At 71.5% G+C, this 2,697-nt stretch carries 1 protein-coding gene and 1 pseudogene; both read left to right on the plus strand.

Translation table 11 applies throughout. The features are described 5' to 3' along the window. Positions 1–315 precede the first annotated feature (315 nt). A complete protein-coding gene (locus PV721_RS42800; RefSeq protein ID WP_319734223.1) occupies positions 316–2,013 on the plus strand; it encodes a PQQ-binding-like beta-propeller repeat protein in 1,698 nt (565 codons plus the stop codon). A 14-nt stretch (positions 2,014–2,027) separates the two neighbouring features. Continuing rightward, a pseudogene (locus PV721_RS42805) lies at positions 2,028–2,697 on the plus strand (hypothetical protein); the annotation flags it as partial.

A 2,697-nucleotide genomic window follows, 5' to 3' on the forward strand; every position in this document is an offset into this window, starting at 1 on the left:
CTCTTGGTGCTCCCCGTCTCGGGTGGGGCGGGAGCGGGGACCGTCACGGACTGCGCGGTCGGCGCAGCCTGCGCGTAGGCGGTCCCCGCTCCCGCCCCACCCGAGACGGGGAGCACCAAGAGGCCGACCGTGGCCGCCGCCATGGCTGCTGACCTGCGCCGATGCGTAGTCATGCCCGGCCTCCTCACACGGCGGGACAGGCACCCACACCTTCCAACGTAGCCCTGCGCCTCCGGCCCGGCGACCCGAGCGGACCTGACGAAGTAGTCTAAAAATCTATTCTAGAAAGAGTGCTCCACCGGTCACACTCTCCCCATGACCGATGAGCAGTGGCGCGGCGGCTTCGGACCCCCGCCCGACCCGTTCGAACCGCAGTCGCAGCCGCAGCCACAGTCACAAACGCAGCCGCCGGCGCAACCGGTCCCCGCGGCCACCGGCCGGTTCACGGGGCGGACGGCCCGCGTGACGGCACTGGCCGTGGCCGTGCTGCTCGCCGTCGGCGGCGGCACGTACCTCGCGCTCGGCGACGACCGCGACGACCGCGACGAGCCGTCCGAGGCCCGGCCCTCCGCCTCGCCCTCGATCGACCGGGGCGACGGCAAGGGCCCCGGCGTCGGCCCCAGCACCTACGACGCCAACGCCGGCATCAAACCCGGCGAGGCCCGGGTCTGGCTGCGCGACAACGACGCCGACCTCCCCGGCTCGGGCACCTCGCAGTACGGCCCGTGGCGGGTGGGCGACGTGGTGGTCAAGGCGATGACCAACGAGCTCATCGGCTATGCGGCGGCCGACGGCCAGGACAAGTGGAAGCTCTCGCTGCCGACGCCGGTGTGCGGGGTTCCGCCGGCCCCGTCCGCGGACGGCAAGCTGGTCCTCGGGGTGAAGGAGAGCGCCTCGCAGAGCTCGCACTGCAACCACCTGCAGCAGGTGGACCTCACCACGGGCAAGGCCGGATGGAAGGTGCCGGTCCCGCCGGAGAACTCGTACGACACGGCGCTGCAGTTCGAGATGGCGATCAGCGGCGACACCGTGGCCCTGGCCCGGTCGGCGGTCATGAGCGGCTTCTCGGTCACCGACGGCAGGAAGCTCTTCGGCACGTCGAAGACGAACGGCTGCACCGCGGCCGGGTTCGCCGGGGGATCCCGGCTGATCGGCCTGCGCACCTGCTTCGACCCGAAAGACTCGCGCGCGCCCGCGCAGTCGTTGGTCGAGGAGCTGGATCCGGCCACGGGCACCGCCAAGTGGAGCCACACCTTCGACAAGGGCTGGACCGTCGGGCGGGTGCTCTCCGTGGACCCGCTGGTGGTCGCCGCGCACCACAAGGACAGCAAGGCCTGGAACATCACGGCGTTCGCGGCCGACGGCAAGGTCCGCTCGCAGGGCGCCGCCGGGTTCGGGGTCAGCGGCCGGTGCAACGGCTTCGGCAACGCGGGCGGGTACCAGGAGTGCTACGCCGCCGCGGCCGACGCCGACACCCTCTACATCGGCGCGGGCAAACCCGGCACCAGCCTCGGCATCGAGGACACCAACCAGGTCGTCGCCGTCGACCTGAACACGGGCAAGGAGCGGTGGCGCACCGCGGAGCAGCCCAAGGGCCGCACCGTGTGGCCGCTCGCGGTCGAGGACGGCAGGGTCCTCGTGTACGTGGCCCCCGGCAGCGGCGCGGCGGGCTCGGTCGTCTCGCTGGCACCGGCGGACGGCTCCTCGCAGCCCGTCCTGCAGAGCCCGGCCGTGTCCGCCGGAGCCGAGTCCGTCTTCTACACCCACAACATCCGCATCACCTGGGCGGGCGGACGGCTGTTCCTGCTCAACGGCCGGGTCTACGGCCCGGAGCCCAAGAGAAGAGCCGCGCGATCCTCTCGTTCGGCAAGTAGCGTCGCGCAACCCAGGAGGGGCACGTGCAGAACCCGTACCAACAGCCGAGCCGGCCGGACGGCTTGTACCAGCCTCCGCCCTTCCAGCCGCAGCCGAAGCCTCCACGCAAGCCCAACAGCAGGCTCACGACAGCACTGACGGCACTGATGGCCGTGGCGGCCACCGCCGCCGTGACCGCCGTCATCATGGCCAAGGACGAGCCGGACGGCCCCGCGGACCCCTCCAAGCCGCTCGTCGCGGGCTGGAAGACGGTGGTCAATCCCGCGCACGGCACCGCGTTCGACGTCCCGCCGGACTGGGAGGTCCTCTCCCCCGACGTCTTCAGCGGTCACGCGGACGACAAGGACTCGGAAAAGATCCTCATCGGACACACGGCGCCCGCCTTCTACAAGTCCCAGTGGTGCAGCATCGACGGCGACGGCGACGGCCAGATCTCCGACGTCCCGCTCGGCAACGTCGGCACCAAGGGCGCCGAGGGCGCCAAGGACACCACCGAGGTGGCCGAGAAGAACGCCCCGACCTGGGTCTACGCCGCCTACACCCAGCCGGACAAGAGCGTCGTGCAGTGGGACGAACCCGTGGAGTACACGACGAAGTCCGGAGTCAAGGGCACCTACGTCAAAGCCCGCTCCCAGGGCGCCGAACAGCCCAACCGCTGCGCCGGCGACGGCCAGGCGATCGTCTTCGGCTTCAAGAACGCCCAGGGCGCCTTCGTGGCCTGGGACTTCTACGGCCGCACCGCCGTCCCGGGCGCCGTCCCCGACGCCCTGATCATGCGCATCCTGAGCACGGTACGCCTCGCCCCCACCACCTCCCCCACGC

The organism is Streptomyces sp. MB09-01, from assembly GCF_033794505.1.
Lineage (GTDB): Bacteria > Actinomycetota > Actinomycetes > Streptomycetales > Streptomycetaceae > Streptomyces.

Excerpts from the sequence above, each read along its gene's own strand:
- PV721_RS42800 (WP_319734223.1), top strand. The coding sequence starts at position 316 with ATGACCGATGAGCAGTGGCGCGGCGGCTTCGGACCCCCGCCCGACCCG.